Below are 21,377 nucleotides of genomic sequence, written 5' to 3'. Positions count from 1 at the left end.
CGGATGTCTGCTCGTCACACGATCTGCCCGGCGGCGTCGAGTCGGTGCCGCCACAGATGCATGGTCGCGTACGAGCGCCAGGGTGCCCAGTGATCGGTATTGCGCAGATCGATCCCGAGGTCGGCGGCTGCTCGGACGACGACGAGATCGTTCGTGAGCAGGACGTCGGGATCGCCGGTGACTCGCATCGTGACGATGTCGGCGGTCCAGGGGCCGATGCCGGGCAGTTCGAGAAGCTGGGCACGAAGATCAGACGCATCGACCCCCACATGCGGTTCCACTCGCTTGTCGGCGAGTGCCCCGGCGACACCGATCACGGCGTCGACCCGCCGCCTCGGTCCGCGCAGGACCTCGTGTCCGCGGGCAGCGATCACGCTCGGCGTCGGGAAGGATTTGGACGGCGGCTCGCCATCTGCCGTCGAAGCGTCGCCGGGCGCAGGGCCGAACCAGTCGCCGACGGGTTCACCGAGGACATCGACGAGCCGGTCGATCTGGTTGCGGGCGGCCGCGAGGCTGACCTGCTGACCGAGCATGGTGCGGATGACCGTCTCGGCCGGGTCGAGACTGCCGGGCGCCCGGAGCCCGGGAGCGCGTTCGAGCAGTGGTCGCATCGTGTCGTCCGCGGCGAGCGCGTCCTGCGCGGCGGTGATGTCGGCGTCGAGGTCGAGCAGGCGACGAATCCGGTTGACCGCGACACCCAGATCGCGCATGTCGAGTCCGCGGAGCGCCACCACGGCGTGATCGTCCCGTGGCTCCACTTCTGCCGAGGCGGTGCCGTGCGGCAGCGTGAGGATCCGACGGTAGCGCCAGCCATGGGGGCTGTCCGGGTCGTCGACGACGGACTCGACGCCCGCGGCGGCGTGCGCGTCGAGAAACCACCGCATCCACGGCCAGCGGTACGGCGCGCGGAACGGCAGTCGCAGGGTGACGCTCCCCGGAGCGGAGTCGGTGCCGTTCGGCGCGTTCTTCCGGCGAGGGAGCCTGCGGAGTTCGGTGGGGGTGAGCCCGAAGACCGCGCGGACGGTGTCGTTGAACTGGCGAACGCTGGCGAACCCGGCGGCGAAGGCGATGTCGGTCATCGGCATCGTCGTGCACTGGATGAGCACCCGTGCGTTGGTGGCGCGATGTGCCCTGGCGAGCGCGAGCGGCCCGGCACCCAGGTGCTGGGTCAGCACTCTGGTGAGGTGTCGGGGCGAATACCGCAGACGCGTGGCGAGTCCGTCGACTCCTTCGCGTTCGATCACTCCGTCGGCGATGAGCCGCATCGCGCGAGCCGAGAGGTCGGCGTTGATGTTCCACAGCGGCGATCCGGGTACGGCATCGGGCGCGCACCGCCGGCAGGCACGGAAGCCCTGCTGCTGGGCCGCTGCGGCGGTCAGTACGAATGCGACATTGGCGGGCCGGGGCGTCTGGGCCGGGCACGACGGCCGACAGTAGATGCCGGTGGTGCGGACCGTGACGAAGAACTGTCCGTCGAAGCGGGCGTCGCGGGCCTGCACCGCGCGGTAGCACCGGTCGAAGTCCGGCGCAGTACCCGAAGGGTCGGGTTCGGCTGTGGTGCTTGTGCTCACCGGTCCACTGTGTCATCCGACAGCGGCTCGGTCTGGCGGGAATCGGACATGACAGCAGTCGTCTCACCAAGCGGGCCAAAAGTGTGATCTGGGTTACACGGGTGTGGCACCATGGCGCCATGACCACCCGGTTCGATGGCCGCCGACGAAGCCGGCACGACGACCTCCCGCTCGCCGGACTCCCCGCGTGGGGCCTGGAGATGATGATGGGCCTGTACGGCCCCGAGACGATCAGGCGTGTCTGCGTCGAAGAGGCCGAACTCGGGGTCGTGGCCCCGCCGGACGGGCCGTCTTCCCGGGTCACCGCGCCCACACTTTCCCCGGCCGACACCGACCGGGCGCGATCGGGAGCCGGTTCCGACGGACGCGGGGACGAGCCGGTCGTCTTCAATCAGGTCGACGCGGAACTCGAGGCGATCAACTCCCTGATCCGCTATCTCGGGCGAAAGCTCCGTCGCCGCTGATCAGAGGTGGCTGACCTGTCGTCACCGATCCGGCGTCGCTGATCCTGCCGTCGGTCCGATCACATGTTCGGCCGATCGTCGCCGCGTCGATGTCGCTTTGTCACCGCGATGTGTGAGGATCCTCAGGTGACCGACAGCTCGGACGATCAGCGCGCGGACGGCACGTCCGCCGACGCGACACAGGAGACCAGCAAGCTCGGTGCCGATGCCGTCCTCGGCGGCGATGCGGTGCTCGGCGGCGGCAAGAAGTCGTATCCGACGCGACTGCAGGTGATGATGACCGGCCTGCGCTCGTGCGCGACCGTGGGGCTCCAGATCGTGCTCGTCGCCGCGGCGTTGTGGGTGCTGTTCTGGTTGCTGGCGAAGTTCTGGGTGATCCTGCTGCCCATTCTGTTGGCGATCATCGCGTGCACCATCCTGTGGCCGCCGGTGCGGTGGATGCGCAACCACGGGATACCGGCCGCCGCCGCGTCGCTCCTGATGATGCTGATCGGGCTCGGTGTGCTCGGCGGCGTGATCGGGCTGATCGTGCCGTCGGTCGTCGATCAGGCCCCCGAACTCGCGAGTCGCGCGACCGACGGCGTCCGGCACCTGCAGGACTGGGTCCAGGGTCCGCCACTGAACGTCGACGACAAGCAACTCGACAACATGGTCAACACGATCACCGGGCGGCTCCAGTCCAGCGCATCGGTCATCGCGGCAGGCGTGTTCAGCGGCGTCGGGACGGCGACCTCGGTCCTCATCACGATGTTCACCTCGCTCGTGCTGGTGTTCTTCTTCCTCAAGGACGGCCCGAAGTTCGTGCCGTGGCTCGACCGCACCGTCGGCCGCCCGTCGGGCAACCACCTCGGCGAGGTCCTGACCCGTATGTGGAACAGCCTGGGCGGCTTCATCCGGACGCAGGCGATCGTCAGCTTCGTCGATGCCGCACTCATCGGCCTGGGCCTGTTCATCCTGGGCGTGCCGCTCGCCGGCGTACTGGTGGTCATCACCTTCCTCGGTGGTTTCATCCCCATCGTCGGCGCGTTCGTCGCGGGCGCTCTGGCCGTGCTGATCGCCTTGGTGTCCAACGGTCTGACCACCGCGCTCATCGTGCTCGGCATCATCCTCGCGGTGCAGCAACTCGAGGGGAACGTGCTGCAGCCGTGGCTGCAGGCCAAGTCCATGGACCTGCACGCGGTGATCGTGCTCTTGTCGGTCACCCTCGGCGGCACGCTCTTCGGCATCACCGGGGCCTTCCTCGCGGTGCCCGCGGTGGCCTCTCTGGCCGTCGTCCTTCGTTATCTGAACGAGCAGATCGCAGAGCGCGCCGGTGAGTCGCTGCCGCCGCCGAACACCCCGGTGACGACCCAGGTCGGGGTTCCCGACAAGGACCCGCCGGAGGACAAACCGAACCCGGTGAAGGGGTTGCTCGACCGCGACTGACCTGCTTGACCGACGCCCCGCCGGACGCTGCGCCCGCTGCCGATAGACTGGGCGCCCGTGAGTCTCACCCTGGGAATCGTCGGTCTGCCCAACGTCGGTAAGTCGACCCTGTTCAATGCCCTGACCCGTAACGACGTCCTCGCCGCGAACTATCCGTTCGCGACCATCGAGCCCAACGTCGGCGTGGTCGAACTGCCCGATCGCCGACTCGATCGGCTCTCGGAGATCTTCGGCAGCGAGCGGATCCTGCCTGCCACGGTGTCCTTCGTCGACATCGCCGGCATCGTGAAGGGCGCATCGGAGGGCGAGGGCATGGGCAACCAGTTCCTGGCCAACATCCGTGAGGCCGACGCCATCTGCCAGGTGGTCCGGGTGTTCGACGACGGCGACGTCGTCCACGTCGACGGTCGTGTCGACCCCTTCGCCGACATCGAGGTCATCGAGACCGAGCTGATCCTGGCCGACATGCAGACCCTGGAGAAGGCCATCCCGCGCCTGGAGAAGGACGCGCGGAAGAACAAGGAGCTCGCCGCGACCCTGGAGGCCGCCAAGAAGGCGCAGGAATTGCTCGACAGCGGCAAAACGCTGTTCTCGCAAAGCGATTCGTTCGACCTGTCGTCGGTGCGCGAGCTGCACCTGATGACCGCGAAGCCGTTCCTCTACGTCTTCAACTCCGATGAGGGCGTGCTGACCGACGACTCGAAGAAGGCCGAGCTGCGTGCCGCCGTCGCACCCGCCGATGCGGTGTTCCTCGACGCGAAGGTGGAGAGTGAGCTCCTCGAGCTCGACGAGGAGGACGCCCAGGAACTGCTCGACTCCATCGGGCAGGACGAGCCGGGCCTGACGTCGTTGGCGCGCGCCGGTTTCCACACCCTGGGCCTGCAGACCTACCTCACGGCCGGACCCAAGGAGTCCCGCGCCTGGACCATCCACCAGGGCGACACCGCGCCCAAGGCGGCGGGCGTCATCCACACCGACTTCGAAAAGGGCTTCATCAAGGCCGAGATCGTGTCGTTCGACGACCTCGACGCCGCCGGCTCGATGGCCGCGGCCAAGTCCGCGGGCAAGGTGCGCATGGAGGGCAAGGACTACGTCATGAAGGACGGCGACGTCGTCGAGTTCCGGTTCAACGTCTGATCGGGCGATGACGTCTGTCGCGCCGAACGAGGAGATCTACCTCGCCGGCGGCTGTTTGTGGGGCGTGCAGGCGTTTCTCGCGACGCTGCCGGGGGTGACGTTCACCGAGGCCGGTCGGGCCAACGGCAGCAGCGCGTCCCTCGACGGCGAGTACGACGGGTACGCCGAATGTGTGCGGACCCGGTTCGATCCGGCCGTCGTCAGCGTCGAGCAGCTCATCGCGTACCTCTTCGAGATCATCGACCCGTACAGCCTGAACAGGCAGGGGCCTGATGTCGGCGAGAGGTACCGCACCGGTGTGTACTCCGACGATCCGAAGCACCTCGTACGGGCGCGACAGTTCATCGGTGCTCGGGACGACGCGGATCGCATCGCCGTCCAGGTGCTCCCGCTGACGAACTATGTGCGCAGTGCCGACGAGCACCAGGATCGGCTCGCACGGTTCCCGGGGAGCTCGTGCCATCTTCCGCCGGAGCTGTTGACCAAGTACCGCGTCTGACGACAGCGACCGCCAGACCTCAACTCGACTGCCAGACCTCGATCGAAGTCTGGCAGTCGAGTTGACGTCTGGCGGTCGCGGCCATGCTCAGCGTCGAGGTCCGGCGTAGCGTGACGGTCATGCCCATCTCACTCGAGAACGTTGCCATCGCGGTGCGCGACCTCGACGCCGCGATCGCCTTCTTCACCGACCTCGGTCTCGAGGTCATCGGCCGGGACACCGTCAGCGGGGAGTGGACCGACACTGCCGTCGGGCTCGACGGCAATCACGCGAAGATCGCCATGCTGCAGACCCCGGACGGGCGCGGGCGCCTCGAGCTCTTCGAGTACATACATCCGGAGGCCGTCGAGACCCGGCCCACCCAGCCCAACGACATCGGGATGCATCGCGTCGCGTTCTCGGTCGACGACATCGACGCGGCTCTCGAAGTGGCGGCGCGGCACGGGTGTCATCCGTTGCGCGGCGTCGCCACCTACGAGGACCTGTACAAACTCACCTACGTGCGCGGCCCGAGCGACATCATCGTCATGCTCGCCCAGCAACTCTCGCCGAGCTGACTCACGGGTTCTGGCCGAAGGGGTTGCCGCCGAACGGCAGTGGGGAGCCGCCCGATCCGCTGCCGGACTCCGGGACTGTCGTCTCCTGCTCGTCGACGGCGCTGCCCAGCTTCACCTCGACCGTGCGGGCATCGGAGCCCGAACCGATGGTCACCGGCACCGTCTCACCGGGCTTGTGGGTGAGGATCTGCGCCATCAGATCGGCGTAGTCGGCGACGGCGGTGTCCCCGATCTTCGTGATGACATCACCCTGCCGGATGCCTGCCGCCGCGGCCGGGCCGCCACGCTGCACCGACGAGACCGATGCGCCCTCGGTCCGATCGCCGGCCGACAGCGAACCCGACACGCCCAGTACAGGTTTGGTCGCCTTGCCGTCCTGCAACAGCTGATTGGCGATGCGCTTGGCGGTGTTGATCGGGATGGCGAAGCCCAGCCCGAAGGACTGCGGTCCGCCGCTCGCGGCCTGACCGGTGTCCACGGCCGAGTTCACCGCGATCACCTGCCCCTGCAGATTCACCAGCGGCCCACCGGAATTGCCCGGGTTGATCGGGGTGTCGGTCTGCAGACCGTTGTACACGGTGAGCGACGAACCGTTCTGGTCTCCGGCGGTCACCGTGCGGGACAGTGCACTGACGATGCCGGACGTCACCGTGTTGGACAGGCTGTCGGGGCTGCCGACGGCCACCACCTGCTGGCCCACCTTCAGCGCGTCGGAGTCGCCGAGTGCCGCCGGGGTCAGTCCCGATGCGCCCTGCAGCTTGATCACGGCGAGGTCGTACGACGGGGACGTTCCGGTCACCGTGGCGTTGTGCTGATGTCCGTCTCCGGTGGTGACGACGATGGTGCTCCCGGAGCCGGCGCCGGCGACGACGTGATGGTTGGTCAGGACGTAGCCGTCGGGGGAGAGGACGATCCCGCTGCCCACGGCCGTGCCGTTCGCGGTCTGCACCTTGATGTCCGCGGTCGACTTCGATGCCACGCTCGCGGCGTAGGTCACCGAACCGGGTTGTGCGTCAGCAGCATTGGCCACCGCGGCCGGTTGCGAGCTGAGGACCGGAACGGACGCGGCGTCGTGCCCGAGCAGCGCACTGCCGCCCATGCCGACGGCGCCACCGAGCAGCCCGGCCAGCAGCGCGGTGACGATGATCGGTTTGGTCACCCCGGCACGGGGCCGCGACACCGGCGGCATCGGCGGTGGCGGCAGCGGCGAGGTTGCCTGCTGGTTCATCATCCACGGCCCGGGCGGATGGGCCGATCCGTGCGGTGGCACAAATGGTTCGGTGATCGGATCATGGCCGTCGGGGGTCTGGGGCGTGTTCACGGCACCACGATGCCCGGACCTCATGTGAACAGAGATACAGATATCCTGCGGATTTCCTGACAAGGTGGACGCGGACTCTCAGCAGTTTCTGACCTGCGCACAGCGTGTCTCCGGCGGGCCGCCTGACTGGACCGGCTGAATGTCAGAGGGCGATGCAATGGTCTTCCCATGTACGACGGCGCACGCATAGACGGGGATCTCCTCGTTCGACGAGAACGGCGATTTCGAGCGCCGCTGCAGCCAACGGACGCGATGGTGGCAGCGCCGGTGCACATCGCACTGGTGTCGTGGCGGCAGGACCGGGGAGACCAGGCTCCGTCCCGCCTCTGGTGGTTGGTGATGACGTCGGACCTCGGCCGCGATCGAGCACGGCCGCGGGAGGCCTTGTACCACGTGGATGGCGAACGATTCGCTTGGGAAGAAATCATCGATTCGGTGTCGCGCGAGTTGAAGGATGGGAGCGGTGAGGGATGGGTGTTGGTGCCCGGCAAGCGAGTTGCCACCGCGGAGAAGCTGTTCGAGCACGGGCTGCCGGTGACGCGGGGCAGGTGCGGAGAGAACCGTGCCATCGACAAAGCAATCGAACGAATGCAGTACTACCGGCAACATGAAGAAGCACCTCATTCGACGCGCTCGAGGCAGTGTGGGAACCGTGTCCGTCGCACCGCCCATGTAGCGTCGGATCTTCATGCTCCGCACTGGTTTCCGTCCGCTGGCGCGACACGGCTCAGACCGACCGAGACGTTGATCGTGGCGACGGACGCATCGATCGGCCGGAATGGCGTCGTGGCAGCTGCCGCCGTGAGTGATCGCGGCGAGACAGTGCTCGACGTCACCGACAGAAGCGCCAACGCGAGCGAAGCAGAACTACGGGCAATGGTTCTGGCAATCGAGGCGCTTGCCGGCTCGGTGCGACGTGAGATGTGCATTCTGTCGGATTCGGCGGACGCGGTCGACATAGCGAACACACTGATCGACGGCAGGTTTCCGGCGAGAGGCGCTCGCGGAATAGGCGAGCTCGACGTGAATCGGTTCGTCGCGGCATGGCAGCGGAGTTCGTGTGCGATCGCCGTTCATCAGCTGAAGGCGCATGTCGGCCATCCGCTGAACGAAGCTGCCGACGAGCTGGCGTCCATCGGTCGTCTCGCCACACTGCATCCCCGAGTACTCGTCGAGAACGAGCTGCGACAGCGCATCGCGGTGATCTCAGCCGGTGCAGTCGCGTTGACAGAGAGTCAGGTCAGGGTGCCGACGCCGTCGTATTCGATCCGACGGGAGTGAGGTGGCGCGGCGCCGCATCTGCATCCGTCTCGACAGTCGGTTGCGCACCCACGCACCCACGCACCGACTGGGACGCCTGACTGAGACGACCGGCCGATCGGTGATGCTCAAATAGTCTGTGCCGGAACGGGTTCTGTCGCTCATTCGCCTGACAAACAAAACGTTGCATGAGATGGTGTTGCCTGGCCGATGAGCGCAGTCGTGTTCACCGGCCATCCAGTCGGCATCTCGAAAGGTAACTCAGTGTCCTCGTCTGAACTCGGTCTCACCGCACTGCTCGCCTTCATCGGTCCGCTCCTGGCGCTGTACGCCAACGGCAGCTAGCGCGTGGGGGTCCGACGGACCCCGTGATCCTCGCCGTGCCGCACGGATTGCTCGTCGATCCGTGCGGCCCGGTGGTTTCGGTGGACACGCGCTGATGTTCCCGGTGAAAGTTGCACATCGCGTGCCGGTCGTCGTCGATACTGCATCGGTGACTCTTTCCAGACGTGCCGTCCTGTCGGCGGTGACCGTGGTGCTGCTCGCCGTGGCCGGACTCCTCGTCCCGACGCCGGCGATCGGCGACGCCGCCCCCTCGGGCTGGCGGTACACGATGGTGGCGTTCAGCAATTCGAGTGCACGCGACATGGACGTGTACGAGTCCACCGATGGTCTCGAGTACCGCATGGTTCGCAGATCCGCGTATCGGCCGCCGACGGGGTACGTGCGGGACGCGAGCATCTTCCGGCACACCGACGGCTGGTACTACGTGACGTACACGACCGCCGACGGGGCGAACATCGGCTTCGCGCGCAGCCGGGACCGCATGAACTGGGACTTCCTGTACAACTGGCCCGTCCCGCTGTGCTGCGCGTTCCTGCCGGGTACAGGCGACGGCCGGGGGCTCGGCTCGTCGAGCGGGTCCGGTTCGGCCGGCTCGTCCGGATCGGCGGGTTCGAGCGATGGCCCGTCGTTGTCGCCCTTCACCACCAAGGCCTGGGCCCCCGAATGGTTCGTCGAGGGCGGCCGGGTCAGCGTGATCCTGTCGATGTCGACCGGCGGTGGCTTCATCCCGTACGTGATGACGGCCCTCGACCCCGGGCTGCGGATCTGGAGCCCGCCCGTCCCGATGCTGAGCATCGGCGCGGACCACATCGACACGACGGTCGTCAAGGTCGGCCCGACCTACCATGCATTCACCAAGAACGAGACGAAGAAGTTCATCCAGCACGCGGTCGCGACGTCGTTGCTGGGGCCCTACCGATTCGTGCCGCCGGGCAACTGGGGCCTTCTCGTCGAGGGGCCGGCCGTCGTCCAACTGCCGAACGGTGCCTGGCGCATGTACCTCGACGCCTATCGAAACGGCCGATATCTGTACTCCGACAGCACCGATGGGATGCGCACCTGGACGCCGGTGAAGCAGATCCCGGGCATCTCCGGGACCGTCCGTCACGTCGGGGTCATGCGGGAGCGGGCCTGATCGCCGGCGGTCCCGCGGCCGGGCACGCGCTGCCCTGTGCGGGGAGGTGCGTCAACCGTCGCGCTCGGTGAGATTCGGCACGGTGCCCTGAGGTCGGCGGCCACCTACGCTCGGAGGAGTCGGGGATGTTTTGCCCGTTTCTCGAGAGGTTCTGATGAGTACACCTGTCCTGCCTGCTCTGGTCGATGTCGCCTGGTTGCGGGAACGTCTGGATGACCCGTCCGTGGTCATCGTCGACGCGACCACCCATCTCCCGATTCCTAAGGAGGGGCCCTATGTCCCGGAGTCGGGTGCGGAATCCTTTCGCGCAGAACATATCCCGGGTGCAGTCTTCGCCGACCTGCTGACCGACTTCGCCGACGCCGACAGCGCCGAGCCGTGGACGGTCCCGTCGTCCGAGCAATTCGCCTCGGCTGCTTCGGCATTGGGCATCGGCGACGGCGCCACCGTCGTGGTCTACGACCAACTCGAGGGATTCTGGGCCACGCGGTTCTGGTGGCACCTGCGCCTCGAAGGGTTCGACGCCGTGACCGTGCTCGACGGCGGACTGCCTGCCTGGAAGGCTGCCGGCGCCCCGGTCACCGATGCCGAGTCGACCATCATCCCGCGTGCCTTCAGTGGAACGCGTCGCCCCGAACTCCTGCGATCGACCGCCGATGTCGCTGCGACGCTCGATGATCCGTCGACCCTCCTGGTCAATGTCCTCGACGAGCCGACCTATCGCGGCGAAACCACCACCTACGCTCGGCAGGGGCACATCCCCGGGTCGGTGAACCTGCCCGTGTTCTCGATCCGCGACGCCGAGACCGGCGCCCTCCGGCCCATCGACGAGTTGCGTCGTGAGTTCGAGGCGGCCGGATTGCTGGCCGACGACACCGCGGTGGTGACGTACTGCGGCGGCGGCATCGCAGCCACCGGAATCGCGCACGCGCTCGCGCTCGTCGGTCGCGACGACGTGGCGGTCTACGACGGCTCGATGACCGCGTGGACGAACGACCCGTCACTCCCGCTGGTCACCGGCTCCGAACCCCGCTGACGACATCTGCTCCCCGAGGCGCGGACGCGGAGGGGCGCCGCACGCGCCTCGGGAGCAGGGGCAGGGGCAGGGTTCAGCCGACGGTGATCGCGTCCAGGCGCTGTCTGATGAAGTCCCCGGACACCACCGGTTCGAGTCCGGCGCGGCGCCCGATGGGCGGGGCAACAGGGGTGACGAGGGCGTCGTGGTCGAGTTCGTAGAAGAAGATCAGCGAGACGAGGTCTTCGGCTGGGGCGTCGGGTTGTGGTGGTAGGACGCGGTGCCGACCGGCGGGCCAGCGTCCCGCCGACCAGTATTCGAGAATGTCCCCGATGTTGACGGTCAGGGCATCGGGGTTCCACGGCGCGTCGGCCCAGCCGGAATGCTCACTGTAGACCTGCAATCCACCGGCGCCCGGTTCGCGGTCGAGGATGGTGACGGTGCCGAAATCGGTGTGCGGCCCGATGCGGAATTGGCCGGGCTCGGGATGTCCGACGTCGTGCAGTGGCGGGTAGTGGTTGATGTTGGCGGACCACGTCGGGTTCGACGCGAGATTCCGGAACGGGTTGTCCGGACCGACGAGGCCGAGTGCGGCGGCCATCAAACCGAGCAGGTCGTCGGACAGCTTCCTCATCTGAGACGTCCACGCGGTGAACAACTCCCGGAGTTCGGGTGTCTCCGTCGGCCATACGTCCAGAGCGAACCAGTAGTCGTCGATCTCGGGTGTGCCCACCGGTGTCTGCGCACCGGCGGTGAACGATTCCTTGAGATCCGGCGGGGTTTCGGTGCCCTCGGAGAAGCCGTTCGCCTCCTTGCCCGGCCCGATCCAGCCGCGGCCGCCGACGCCCGCCGAGTACTCGCTCTTCACGTCGGCGGAGAGGGCGAAGAACTTGCGGGCCGCCGCGCGCAACGCCCGCGGCAGTTCGGGATCGACCTCGTGCCCGGTGACGAGCAGGAACCCGGCCTGCTGCAGTGACTCGTCGACGGCGGCGCAGACGCGTTGTGCGCCGGCCCCGCCGGATCGCCATTCGCGGAGATCGACGGTGAGGACCGGACTGTCGGTCATGCCCGCTGCTCCGACGCGTCCGCGGGTGCGATGCCGATGTCCTCGTTCCACACCGCGGGATTCGCCGCGATGTACGACGACATCATCTCCGTGCACCGCTCGTCGTCGAGCACGATGACCTCGACCCCGTGGTCGCGCAACCAGTCCTCGCCGCCGTAGAAGGAGGTGTGCTCGCCGATGACCACCGTGCCGATGCCGAACTGACGGATGAGACCCGAGCAGTACCAGCACGGTGACAGCGTCGTCACCATGATCGTCGAGGCGTAGTCCTGTTGCCGTCCGGCGGCGCGGAACGCGTCCGTCTCACCGTGCGCCGACGGGTCGTCGGCCTGTACGCGCCGATTGTGACCCGCACCGAGCACCGTGCCGTTCGCGGCGAAGAGTGCCGCGCCGATCGGTATTCCGCCCTCCTCGAGGCCGATTCGAGCCTGCGCGTAGGCGACATCGAGCATCCCGGAGAGGTCGAGGTCGGCGCGATCGGGGAGGGAGAGCGTCATGCCATCGAGGGTGCCGCGCGGCGTCAGCTGCCGCAACTGACAGATCGTCGCCCTGCGGCCGATGTGGACTGTGCATAGTGTCTTGGTCCATGACAAGTGGTCGACTCTCGACAAGCAGCACGACGCCGACGCTCCGCGAGGTCCTCGACAGCCACCTCGCGGCCGCCGAACCGCGGATTCTCAGTGGTCACGAGCACCTCGACGCGCCGGTGTGCTGGGTGCACTCGAGTGAGATCTACGAGATCGGCCCGCTGCTCACCGGTGGCGAGCTCTTGCTGACCACGGGACTCGGTCTGCGCGGACTCGACGCGGGCACCCGCAAGCACTACGTCCAGGACCTCGCACAGCGAGGTGTCGCCGCGGTGGCGATCGAGGTGGGCCGCACGTTCGAGGAGGTGCCCGAGGAGATGGTGCGGGCGGGCTCGGCGGCCCGGCTTCCGATCATCGAATTGCGGGCCGTGGTCCCCTTCATCGATGTGTGTCGCGCGGTCAACACCTCGATCGCCGCGCGGGAGGTCGACGAGCTGCGCGTCCGGTCCGCTCTCGTCGACGCCCTGCACGACGACCTGGCGGCCGGAGCCGGTGTCGCCCCCATGCTCGGCCACATCTCCGAGCGCCTCGATGCCCCGGTCGTTCTCGTGTCCACATCCGGTGCGCTGCTGTCCGCGCACGGGGTCGACGACGACTCGGCGGCGTGGCGGGTCGTCGACCGAGCGGTGGCCGAGGCCGCGGTTCACAGCAAGGGGCGCCCGATGGCCCGCCTGATCGTGGGGGAGTGCGCCGACGCCGGTGAGATCCCGTTCGCCGACAGCCTGCTGCGCGCGGCTGCCGGTCCGGTGGCAGTCGGCCTGACCCGGACCGGGGTGCGGGGCTCGGCGCTGGCGGCGCGGCTCGTCGAAGATCTGGTCGACGGCAGACCGATGCGCCCCGCCGACCTCCGGATCCGCCTGGCCGGTGCGGGGTTGTCCGCGGCGGGGCCCACCCTGGTGGTGCCGCTGGCCGCCGAGGCCCCTGATCCGCGCATGGCCGACGACGCGGTCGCCGGTGCGCAGCTCGATGCGGTGGCGCGCAGCATCGTCGATGCGACGGTCTATGCGCTGGCCGCGGTGCCGGCCGGGCGAGGTGAGGGCACCGTCGACCCGGTCGACCGGGTGGCGTCCACGCTGACCGCGCGGGGCGGCGGGCTCGGACGTACCACGATCGTTGTCGGAAATCCCTGCCGCGTGGACGATCTCGGGCCCGTTGCCGACACTGCGGCCGCCCTGTCCGAGTCGCTGCGGCGATGCGGGCGACAACTGGGACTCGCAGCGTCGACCGCAGCGCGTCTCGGGGTTTCCCGTCGGGTGTTCACCTCCCGCGAGTTGCTCGCCGACGAGGCCGTCCGGGCGCTCGACCCCGCCGTGCGCGCGGAACTCCGGGCGATGGTGGAGCCGCTGGTGACATACGACGGACGCTCGTCGTCGGACCTCGTGCGGACCCTCACGGTCCACTTGTCGAACGGTTGCAGTGCGACGCGGTCGGCCGCGGCGCTCCACATCGGCAGACAGAGCCTCTACCAGCGAATCGAGCGGATTCGGACCCTTCTCGGGTTCGATCCCACCGACCCGGCCGTCTATGCGTCGATGATGCTCGCCCTGCGTTCGCTGACGAGCGAGAGTCACCAGTTGTAGTCGAGGAACTTGCCGTCGAAGGTCACGACCACCCGGTCGCCGTTGGGGTCGGACCGTCGCTCGAAGCCGATCTTGAAGTTGATGGCGCTCATGATGCCGTCGCCGAACTCCTCGTGGATGAGCTCCTTGAGCGCAGGTCCGTAGACGTCGATCGCCTCGTGGAAGCGGTAGATGGTGGGATCGCTCGCCGCCGCCTCGTCGGGCGTCCGCGTGGGTTGCTGCCGCAGGCTCTCCGCCACACCTTCGCCGAGTCCGAGCAACTCGACCACGGCGGTCGCCTTCGCGGGCGGGACCGGATGCTTGCCCAGCAGTGCCGCAACGGTCCACACCAGCGGGGCGTCGATCTTGTCGGCAATCGTCGCCCACGTGAGTCCCTGGCGTATCCGTGCGGCGTTGATGTGCTCTGCGGCATCGGTTTTCGGCATGATCGGGGTGGTCATCATCATCTCCGTCGATAGTGTTGGACCGCACCCACATTGCCCATCGGCACGCGCGATGCCAAGTCGAGGCAGCGACATCCGGCAGTGTTCACACGAACGACATATGGCCCGACGGCAAGGCGTGACCGGCACTTCACACGGCGAGGTGACGCGAGTGAGCGCGGTGTAACAGGACGAATCGTCGACGACACCGGACGGACATGTGACCTCGGTTCGATGGGGCCCGACAACTGGAGAGTTCGAGGAGAACCACATGTCCTATGTGAAACCGTCCGAATTCGCGGTGAAGATGGTCGACGCCGGCGAGTCGAAGGCGTTCATGTCCACCCGCGACACGCTGATCAGAGCGTTCATGGCCGGCGCGATCCTGGCTCTGGCCGCGGCCTTCGCGGTGACGGTGACCGTGCGCACCGGTGAGCCGCTGCTCGGGGCGGTGTTGTTCCCGGTCGGCTTCATCCTGCTCTACCTGATGGGATTCGATCTGCTCACCGGCGTGTTCACGCTGGTACCGCTGGCACTACTGGACAAGCGCCGAGGCGTGACCGTGCGGTCGATGTTGCGCAACTGGGGTCTGGTCTTCCTCGGGAACTTCCTCGGCGCCTTCCTGGTGGCGGTCATGATGGCGGTCATCTTGACCTACGGGTTCAGCGTCGCACCCGATGAAGTGGGGCAGCAGCTCGGCGAGATCGGTCACAGCCGGACCGTCGGATACGCCGAGCACGGAGCGGCAGGCATGCTGACCCTGTTCATCCGCGGGGTGCTGTGCAACTGGATGGTGTCCACCGGCGTGGTCGCCGCCCTGATGTCGACGTCGTTGCCCGGCAAGGTGATCGGTATGTGGATGCCCATCATGCTGTTCTTCTACATGGGCTTCGAGCACTCGATCGTCAACATGTTCCTCTTCCCGTCGGGCCTCATGCTCGGTGGCGACTTCTCGATCGCCGATTACCTCGTCTGGAACGAGATCCCCACGGTGATAGGCAATCTCGTCGGCGGGCTCACCTTCGTCGGGCTGACGCTCTACCTGACGCATGTCCGGACCGCGCCGGATCGTCGGCCGCCCGCCCACGACGCGACGACCGAGGTCGACGTGGCCGCGCCGGTCCGCACGACGACCGCGTAGTTCCGACGCCCGGCCGTGTGACGTCGTGCCCGCATTCCGGGCACGACGCCATACTGTTCGGCAGAGTCACACGGCTGTCGCCGAATCCGGTTCGACCGGGTCGCCCTGCAGGGCGCGTGCGTACCAGGCGCCGAGTCCGAGCAGGATGAGTCCGGTCACGATGAACACGATCACTCGGAAGATGCCGTCGAGGGTGGCCAGGTCGAACAGGAACAGCTTGGCCATCGCCGCGGCGACGAGGACCAGACCGCCGGTGACCGCGGCGGTGCGCGCCGCGCCGCCACGTCGTCGGGCATACGCGAGTGCGGCGCCGGCGAGGGCCATCCAGCAGGTGGTCGCCAGCACGTGTCCGGCCAGGAATCCGTCGGGCCCACCGACGAGCACACCGGCGGTCACGCTGATCGCGGTGAGCGCGTAGACGACGACCACCCCAGCCGCGATGTGGGCTGCGCGAGAGACTCTCTCGTCGGTCAGGCGCGCCCAACCCGCGGCCAGGATGAGTGCGCCCACAGCAGCGAACAGGCTCGCGACGACGATCTCCAGGTTCGCGTCGCGTCCGGTGAGGTCGGCGTCGGCGAGCACGTACGGCGGCGCTGCGTCGAGGAGGGCGGCGAAACCGATCGCCCAGATGACCGAACTGCCGGCGAGGAGGACACGCGAGGTCGTCGACCACGTCCGGGCGACGAGGCCGGTCACCGTGGCCAGCCCCAGCAGCACGGCGACCGCGACGGTCCCGTCGAAGGTCACGAGCACTGCGACGAACAGCAGGAGAAGCGCGGTGCCGGACCAGATCTGGGCGACGGAGTCGGGCATGACACGAGTGACGGCGCCCGAACCCGTGAGTCCCGAGCCGACCAACACGGTGCCGATGAGGGCCAGGGCGAGGGAGGTCTGCAGGATGACCGCGCCGGGTAGGTGCATCGCCGTGCCGGCGAAAAGTGCCGGGATGGTCGTCGCACTCGCGAGGCCCGCCAGGACCTCCCGGAACTCGGTGGTGGGCATCGCGATGAGCGCGCCGCCGACGCCGAGGACGACGACCACGGTGACCGCGGCGGCGAAGACCGGGTCGGAGCTTCCGGGCGCACTCCACCCGGCAAGGCCGAAGAGCCCGACCAGGGTGAGTGGGATCGTGGGTGCCGCCAGACGGACAGCATGCAGCCAGATCCAGTCACGGCCGAACTGGACCCACGCCGACGCGGCGCAGAGCACCACCATGAATGCGATCAAGGTGGTGTCGAGTCCACCGGTGAGAACCGGGGCCAGGACGATCAGCGGCACCACGACGAGCAGGCCGAGATGTTCGCTGCGCCAACGGTGGGCCAAGACGAGACCACCCGCCGCGACGAGTCCGGCGACGCCGAGTCCGGGCACGATCGGCAGCCACTCGTAGATCTTGGTCGCGGCCAGGACGTCGAGGTACCCGGCCGCGATGCCGGTGGCCGTCAGGGCGATGGCGCCGATCCGACCATCGCTCCGGCCGCGCAGCCACATCCCACCGGCGATGAGTGCCGCCGCGAGGACCGCCCCGCCGGCGACGCGGAACTCCGGGCGGAGGATTCCGGCTTGGGCGGCCAGGACGAGGAGGAGCGCGACGCCGATGAGGGTCACACCGACGCCTGCGGTCGCGAGGATCTTGCCGATCAGTCCGCGTTCGGCGGCGGCGCCGATCCGTTCGGACATCGACGGCCCGGCCGGCCGAGGCGGGAGGACGGGCGGACCGACCGGCGACGCGGGCGGACGATGCGACGGCGCGCCGGTCGGCCGGGGCGGTGGCGGCGCCACGGTGGCGCCCGGGGACGGTGGGGACATCGGGGGAGCGGCCGGCGGCCGGTGGTGGTACGCGAAGGGCGGTGCCGACGGCGGCCAGGGGCGGGACGGAGGTACGAGTGGCGGCCGCACGGCCTGTGGCGGAGTGGGTGCCACCGTCGGCGGGTTCAACCCGGGAGACGGAGTGGCCGGGGCAGTCTGCGGTGCGGTCTCGATATCGCGCGCGGGCTCATCCGGGTGGGCGACGATGCGTCGAAGCTCCGCGAACTCGGCTGACACGGTCGACATCTGACGTGCGATGGCGTCGAACTCGGTCGAGATCCGGGCAAGCGTGGCAGTACCCGGATCGTCGCCGAACATGCTGCTGGGAGTGGTCATGAACCGACGATGACCCACCGCGTCCCGGCATGGATGAGTAGTCCTACCCAGACGACGTGGGGGCTTCGTGTGTCCGGGTGGCGGTCCGGCTGCGAGCGGGTGATTACCGGGCCGCCCGGACGGGTATCGCCGACCCATGACCGATTCGCAGGACACCTCCGACCGTGGACGCGCCGACGTCGAGAAGCGCTGGCAGGACTCCGGGAGCTACCGGTCGGCGGCGCTCTATGTCGTGGCCGTCGTCGTGCTGGGTGCGATCGCCTGTGCGATCTTCCTGTCCGTCGACCGCGGCAACATGATCCTCGCATCGCTCGTTCCCGGCGCGTTCCTCCTCGGTGGCATCTGTGCGCTGATCACCGCGTACCGCACCTACCGCCGAGGCGGTACGTGGCCGATGTGGCAGGGCGCCGCGTGGTTCCTGTTCGCCCTGATGCTCGTCAGCTTGTCGTTTCCCGCGATGGCGGGCTGACCCGACCCGACGGCTACTGTTGGCCCATGCCTGCGCAACGGGTGCGAATCGACAAGACCACACCGCAGGTCTACCGAAAGCTGATCGCGGTGTCGGCCGAGGTCGCGGCGGCCGCCGAATCGATCGGGTTGAGTCGGTCACTCGTCGAGCTGGTCAATCTGCGGTGCTCGCAGATCAACGGCTGCGCCTACTGTATGGATCTCCATGCGCAACTGGGCCGTTCCGCGGGTCTGTCGACGCAGCAGATCGACGTCATCGCCGGGTGGCGCGATGCACCGGACCTCTACGACGACGTCGAACAGGCCGCTCTCGAGATCGCCGAACTTGTCACCGAGCTACCCGCCCACGACGCCGCCGACCTGGCCTACGACCGGGCGACGGACATCCTCGACACCGAGCAGACCGCGGTCGTGATCTGGGCGGCGGTGACCATCAACGCGTTCAACCGGATGTCCATCGTCAGCGGGTACCGCCCCCGGCCCGGGAGTTCGCCGCGGAAGGCATCGGCACCTTTCACGAAGCCCGCGAGCAACTAGCCACCCCTCACCTTCCTTTTCGGGCGAACACCCATCCGGCCGCGCTCAGGGACACCAGCGTGATCGCCGTGCACCAGGCAATGCCGGTCGCGGCCTGCGACGCCAGATCGTGCACCGGTGAGCCGCCGGTGCCCATACCGACCAGCAGGGCCCGGATCGATTCGATGACCGGGGTGACCGGCTGCGCCTCGGCGAATCCGCGTAGCCACGCCGGCATTGTCTCGGGGGGCACGAACGCGCTCGACACGTACGGGAGGAAGAGCATGACGAAGCCGAAACCGCCTGCCGCCGCCGGTGTTCGGACCGACACCCCGATGAGCGCGGCAAGACATGTGATCGCCAGGACATAGGCGAGGACGATTGCGGCAGCGCCGAGCCACTCTGCCGGCGACGCCGAGGGCCGGAAGCCGATGGCCATCGCGACGAGCAGGACGACCGCGGTGGACACCGAGTTCTTCACCAGGCTGGCCGCGACATGACCGAACATCACGGTTGCGCCGACCATGGGCATCGAACGAAAGCGGTCGATGATTCCGCCGTTCATGTCGTTCGCCACTGCCAGGGCGGTGTTGGATGCGCCGTACCCCGCGCACAACAGGATGACTCCCGGGGTCGCGTAGGTGATGTAGTCGGTCCCCACGGACATCGCGCCGCCGAAGACATAGACGAACATCAGCATGATGGCGATCGGCAGGACGAGCGCGAGGATCAGCTCGTCGGGATCGCGGCTCAACGTTCGCAACGAACGCCAGAACATCGTGGTCGCGTCGATGCGGAGATTGCGGAGCAGCGGCAAGAACCTCTGTTGCGGTGCGGGATGCTGCCGCGGTGCCGAAGTGCGGACGCTCATGCCGCGACCTCCGCGTCGTTCGTCGGGGCAGCCGTCTGGCCGGTCGCGGCCAGGAACACGTCATCCAGGGTGGGGGAGAGCACTTTCCAGGAAGTGACGGTGACGGTGCTGCGTTCCACGGTGTCGAGCACCGCCCGCGTGAGGGGTACCGAGCGGTCGGTGGGAACGCGAACGGTGTCCGCTTGCACCGACGGCCGGAATCCGGCGAGGTCGTGGGCGAGCGCCGCTGCCTGGGCCGCGGTCGGCACGACGAACTGGAGCGCGGCCTCGCCGACGCGGCGTTTCAACTCGTCCGGTGTCCCGGCGGTCCCGATCCGCCCGCCGCTGATGAGAGCGACGCGGTCGGCCAGGCGGTCGGCTTCTTCGAGATATTGGGTGGTCAGCAGCACTGCCGTGCCCTGGGCGACCACGTCGTCGATGACCTGCCACAGCATCTGACGGCTGCGGGGGTCCAGGCCGGTGGTCGGTTCGTCGAGGAAGAGCACCACTGGCCGATCCAGCAGACCCGCGGCGAGGTCGAGACGGCGGCGCATGCCGCCGGAGTAGGTCGCGACCAATCGATCGGCGGCATCGCTGAGATCGAACGCGATCAGCAGTTCGTCGACCCGGGAATCGACGGTCGGCCGCTTGTGATGGGCCAGCCGGCCCATCATGGTGAGATTCTCGCGGCCGGTGAGTTTGTCGTCGACAGCAGCGTATTGACCGGTGAGACTGATGATGTCGCGAACCCGGCGACGCTGGGTGGCGACGTCGAAGCCCCCGACGCGGGCGGTCCCGCCGTCAGGTCGGGTGAGCGTCGACAGGATTCGTACCGTGGTGGTCTTGCCTGCCCCGTTCGGGCCGAGGAGGGCGACGACCTCGCCCGCGGCGACTTCGAGGTCGAGTCCACGGAGAACAGGCACACGGCGGTCCCCGCGGCCCAGGGATTTGGTGAGGCCGACGGCTTCGACGGGGGGAGGGCCGTCCAGATTGTAAGTGGGCATGGGTGGTCCTATCTGCTTATGTCAGAAACTGTTTATTGCAGTAACTGCGTACACTAAACGCAGTTCCGTGATCCGGCAAGGGGAGGCAGAGGACGAGGTGGACTCCGACGACACGCTGAAGCGACTGTGGACGGGCGCGCGGGAGGGTCGTCGAGGTCCGAAGCCCGCGCTCAGTCTCGACCGGATCGTCAACGCCGCCATCGGTATCGCCGACGCAGAGGGCCTCGACGCGGTTTCGATGGCGCGGATCGGCGAGGCCCTGGGATGTTCGTCGATGGCTTTATACCGCCACGTGTCCGGCAAGGGTCAGCTGCTGATCCTGATGCTCGACACCGTCACCGGTGCCCTGACGCTGCCGCCGCGCACCGGCAGGTGGCGGGACGATCTGGTGGCGTGGACCCGCGCCCAGATCGACGGCATCGTGGAGCGGCCGTGGTATCTCGATCTTCCGCTGACCAGTGCGGTCCCCGGCCCGAATCGGATGGCCTGGATCGAGGCGGCCTTCGAGATTCTCGACGAGTTCGACCTACCCGGTGAAGTCCGGTTCGAGATCGTCGGCCTGCTCGCGCAATACGCTCTGTCGGCCAGCCGGGTGGAGATCGAGCATCGCCGCAGTGTCGAATCCCCGGTCGACCCCGGTGCCGGTGACGATCACGGGGGTGGCGACGACAGGGATGGCCAGGCGCAGACCTGGTACTTCGACGAAATCCTGACGAATCTCGCCGATCCGGTCCAGTTCCCGTACACGGTCGCAGCTCTGGGTGACCCACGTTCGGCACCGGTGGACGAGGACTTCGGATTGCAGCTCATCCTGGACGGCATCGCCGCGCACGTCGCACGGTCCCCCTGAGCGACGTGCGGCATGATGT

General features: G+C 68.0%; 22 protein-coding genes. 14 read left to right on the top strand and 8 right to left on the bottom strand.

Annotated elements, in window-relative coordinates:
- Positions 1 to 14: 14 nt before the first annotated feature.
- Positions 15 to 1,571 (bottom strand): AlkA N-terminal domain-containing protein, encoded by a 1,557-nt coding sequence (locus MHN80_RS16050; protein ID WP_239402619.1) that lies wholly within the window; start codon positions 1,569 to 1,571, stop codon positions 15 to 17.
- A 119-nt stretch (positions 1,572 to 1,690) separates the two neighbouring features.
- Here MHN80_RS16050 and MHN80_RS16045 point away from each other — a divergent pair, with 119 nt between their 5' ends.
- The 5 genes from MHN80_RS16045 to MHN80_RS16025 all read left to right on the top strand — a co-directional run bounded on the left by MHN80_RS16045 (position 1,691) and on the right by MHN80_RS16025 (position 5,653).
- Complete coding sequence (locus tag MHN80_RS16045) at positions 1,691 to 2,035, top strand: hypothetical protein (RefSeq protein ID WP_239402618.1); 345 nt, start codon at positions 1,691 to 1,693, stop codon at positions 2,033 to 2,035.
- A gap of 126 nt (positions 2,036 to 2,161) precedes the next feature.
- Positions 2,162 to 3,460 carry an AI-2E family transporter gene (locus tag MHN80_RS16040; protein ID WP_239402617.1) on the top strand — a complete coding sequence of 433 codons (1,299 nt, stop codon included), beginning with the start codon at positions 2,162 to 2,164 and terminating at the stop codon, positions 3,458 to 3,460.
- Between the two features lie 57 nt (positions 3,461 to 3,517).
- Complete coding sequence (gene ychF, locus MHN80_RS16035) at positions 3,518 to 4,597, top strand: redox-regulated ATPase YchF (RefSeq protein WP_239402616.1); 1,080 nt, start codon at positions 3,518 to 3,520, stop codon at positions 4,595 to 4,597.
- A 7-nt stretch (positions 4,598 to 4,604) separates the two neighbouring features.
- Positions 4,605 to 5,096: a peptide-methionine (S)-S-oxide reductase gene (locus MHN80_RS16030; protein WP_239402615.1), complete on the top strand. Its 492-nt coding sequence runs from the start codon at positions 4,605 to 4,607 to the stop codon at positions 5,094 to 5,096.
- Between the two features lie 119 nt (positions 5,097 to 5,215).
- Positions 5,216 to 5,653, top strand: a complete 438-nt coding sequence (locus MHN80_RS16025) for a VOC family protein (RefSeq protein ID WP_239402614.1) — start codon at positions 5,216 to 5,218, stop codon at positions 5,651 to 5,653.
- A 1-nt stretch (position 5,654) separates the two neighbouring features.
- Here the strand turns inward: MHN80_RS16025 and MHN80_RS16020 are convergent, their stop codons facing one another.
- Positions 5,655 to 6,998 (bottom strand): S1C family serine protease, encoded by a 1,344-nt coding sequence (locus tag MHN80_RS16020; protein ID WP_239402613.1) that lies wholly within the window; start codon positions 6,996 to 6,998, stop codon positions 5,655 to 5,657.
- Between the two features lie 144 nt (positions 6,999 to 7,142).
- On the opposite strand from MHN80_RS16020, the gene MHN80_RS16015 reads away from it, so the two are divergent.
- The 4 genes from MHN80_RS16015 (at position 7,143) to MHN80_RS16005 (ending at position 10,750) form a co-directional block, all read left to right on the top strand.
- On the top strand, positions 7,143 to 8,255 hold the full coding sequence (locus MHN80_RS16015; RefSeq protein WP_239402612.1) for a ribonuclease HI: 1,113 nt from the start codon (positions 7,143 to 7,145) through the stop codon (positions 8,253 to 8,255).
- A 189-nt stretch (positions 8,256 to 8,444) separates the two neighbouring features.
- Positions 8,445 to 8,579: a hypothetical protein gene (locus MHN80_RS25725; RefSeq protein WP_257881275.1), complete on the top strand. Its 135-nt coding sequence runs from the start codon at positions 8,445 to 8,447 to the stop codon at positions 8,577 to 8,579.
- Between the two features lie 94 nt (positions 8,580 to 8,673).
- Positions 8,674 to 9,714, top strand: coding sequence for an arabinofuranosidase (locus MHN80_RS16010; RefSeq protein ID WP_239402611.1), 1,041 nt, complete (start codon positions 8,674 to 8,676; stop codon positions 9,712 to 9,714).
- A gap of 154 nt (positions 9,715 to 9,868) precedes the next feature.
- Positions 9,869 to 10,750, top strand: a complete 882-nt coding sequence (locus MHN80_RS16005; protein ID WP_239402610.1) for a sulfurtransferase — start codon at positions 9,869 to 9,871, stop codon at positions 10,748 to 10,750.
- Positions 10,751 to 10,823: 73 nt separating this feature from the next.
- Here the strand turns inward: MHN80_RS16005 and MHN80_RS16000 are convergent, their stop codons facing one another.
- On the bottom strand, positions 10,824 to 11,795 hold the full coding sequence (locus tag MHN80_RS16000; protein ID WP_239402609.1) for an isopenicillin N synthase family oxygenase: 972 nt from the start codon (positions 11,793 to 11,795) through the stop codon (positions 10,824 to 10,826).
- Positions 11,792 to 12,292 carry a nucleoside deaminase gene (locus MHN80_RS15995; protein ID WP_004022546.1) on the bottom strand — a complete coding sequence of 167 codons (501 nt, stop codon included), beginning with the start codon at positions 12,290 to 12,292 and terminating at the stop codon, positions 11,792 to 11,794. Before MHN80_RS15995 ends, MHN80_RS16000 begins: the two co-directional genes overlap by 4 nt.
- 89 nt (positions 12,293 to 12,381) lie before the next feature.
- Here MHN80_RS15995 and MHN80_RS15990 point away from each other — a divergent pair, with 89 nt between their 5' ends.
- Complete coding sequence (locus MHN80_RS15990) at positions 12,382 to 13,962, top strand: PucR family transcriptional regulator (RefSeq protein ID WP_239402608.1); 1,581 nt, start codon at positions 12,382 to 12,384, stop codon at positions 13,960 to 13,962.
- Here the strand turns inward: MHN80_RS15990 and cynS are convergent.
- Positions 13,950 to 14,402 (bottom strand): cyanase, encoded by a 453-nt coding sequence (cynS, locus tag MHN80_RS15985; protein ID WP_239402607.1) that lies wholly within the window; start codon positions 14,400 to 14,402, stop codon positions 13,950 to 13,952. The genes MHN80_RS15990 and cynS overlap by 13 nt on opposite strands.
- A 253-nt stretch (positions 14,403 to 14,655) precedes the next feature.
- Here cynS and MHN80_RS15980 point away from each other — a divergent pair, with 253 nt between their 5' ends.
- Complete coding sequence (locus tag MHN80_RS15980) at positions 14,656 to 15,525, top strand: formate/nitrite transporter family protein (protein ID WP_239402606.1); 870 nt, start codon at positions 14,656 to 14,658, stop codon at positions 15,523 to 15,525.
- A 66-nt stretch (positions 15,526 to 15,591) separates the two neighbouring features.
- On the opposite strand, the gene MHN80_RS15975 is transcribed toward MHN80_RS15980, so the two are convergent.
- Positions 15,592 to 17,670, bottom strand: a complete 2,079-nt coding sequence (locus MHN80_RS15975) for a DUF2339 domain-containing protein (RefSeq protein WP_239402605.1) — start codon at positions 17,668 to 17,670, stop codon at positions 15,592 to 15,594.
- Between the two features lie 136 nt (positions 17,671 to 17,806).
- On the opposite strand from MHN80_RS15975, the gene MHN80_RS15970 reads away from it, so the two are divergent.
- A complete protein-coding gene (locus MHN80_RS15970; protein WP_239402604.1) occupies positions 17,807 to 18,139 on the top strand; it encodes a hypothetical protein in 333 nt (110 codons plus the stop codon).
- 26 nt (positions 18,140 to 18,165) lie between these two features.
- Positions 18,166 to 18,675 (top strand): carboxymuconolactone decarboxylase family protein, encoded by a 510-nt coding sequence (locus tag MHN80_RS15965; RefSeq protein WP_239402603.1) that lies wholly within the window; start codon positions 18,166 to 18,168, stop codon positions 18,673 to 18,675.
- A 7-nt stretch (positions 18,676 to 18,682) separates the two neighbouring features.
- On the opposite strand, the gene MHN80_RS15960 is transcribed toward MHN80_RS15965, so the two are convergent.
- Entirely contained in the window at positions 18,683 to 19,525 is an 843-nt protein-coding gene (locus tag MHN80_RS15960; protein WP_239402602.1) for an ABC transporter permease, read from the bottom strand.
- Positions 19,522 to 20,508 (bottom strand): ATP-binding cassette domain-containing protein, encoded by a 987-nt coding sequence (locus tag MHN80_RS15955; protein WP_239402601.1) that lies wholly within the window; start codon positions 20,506 to 20,508, stop codon positions 19,522 to 19,524. Before MHN80_RS15955 ends, MHN80_RS15960 begins: the two co-directional genes overlap by 4 nt.
- 67 nt (positions 20,509 to 20,575) lie before the next feature.
- On the opposite strand from MHN80_RS15955, the gene MHN80_RS15950 reads away from it, so the two are divergent.
- Positions 20,576 to 21,358 (top strand): TetR/AcrR family transcriptional regulator, encoded by a 783-nt coding sequence (locus MHN80_RS15950; RefSeq protein ID WP_239402600.1) that lies wholly within the window; start codon positions 20,576 to 20,578, stop codon positions 21,356 to 21,358.
- Positions 21,359 to 21,377: the final 19 nt, after the last annotated feature.

The sequence above is a fragment of the Gordonia sp. McavH-238-E genome, from assembly GCF_022348225.1.
Classification (GTDB): Bacteria; Actinomycetota; Actinomycetes; order Mycobacteriales; family Mycobacteriaceae; genus Gordonia; species Gordonia terrae.
This window is presented reverse-complemented; position numbering and strand designations above follow the sequence as displayed.